Annotated in this window: 1 protein-coding gene; it reads left to right on the forward strand. The window is 44.4% G+C overall.

The window, feature by feature from the left end; all coding sequences use genetic code 11:
- On the forward strand, positions 1 to 581 hold a 581-nt coding region (locus C7B65_RS28620), incomplete at its 5' end, for a restriction endonuclease subunit S domain-containing protein (protein WP_219898770.1).
- Positions 582 to 630: the final 49 nt, after the last annotated feature.

Genomic DNA, 630 nt, shown 5'->3' on the forward strand with positions numbered 1-630 from the left:
CGGAGGGGAGCAGGCATAAGGAGGGGTTAATTAGAGGGTCTTCCTATCTTATATTTAACTTCACCCTCCTACTTAGACTAAATATTGCAATTCCTTCCTTTACTGAGCAAGAGCGAATTGTTGAAAAAGTAGAGGAGTTATTCTCTGAATTAGACCAAGGAGTTGAAAGTCTAAAAACCGCTCAGAAGCAGCTAAAGGTTTATCGTCAGGCGGTGTTGAAGTGGGCGTTTGATGGGAAGCTGACCGAGGCATGGAGAAAGCAGCGCGACCCATCAACCCTCAAAACTGGGGAAGCGTTGTTGACTCAAATTAGGGCAGAGCGAGAAAACCGCTATCAGCAACAGTTGGCAGAATGGGAGACGGCTGTTAAAGAATGGGAAGCGATCGCAAAGGTAGGGAAGAAGCCTTCAAAACCTCAACAACTTAAAAATGTCTTATCCCTCACAGAATCTGATGTCTTTAACCTTCCGCAACTTCCTGATAGTTGGCTCTATGTTGAGATAGAAATCTTCTTAGCTTCTGATAAAAAGTCAATGATAACTGGCCCTTTCGGAACTATAGCAATCCTAAATCAGTTGTAAGATGAAGGCTGAGTGGGTCGTGACCCCTGATGACAACCGTGAAAGATGG

Origin of the sequence: Phormidesmis priestleyi ULC007 (assembly GCF_003003695.1) — a bacterium.
Lineage (GTDB): Bacteria > Cyanobacteriota > Cyanobacteriia > Leptolyngbyales > Leptolyngbyaceae > Phormidesmis_A > Phormidesmis_A priestleyi_A.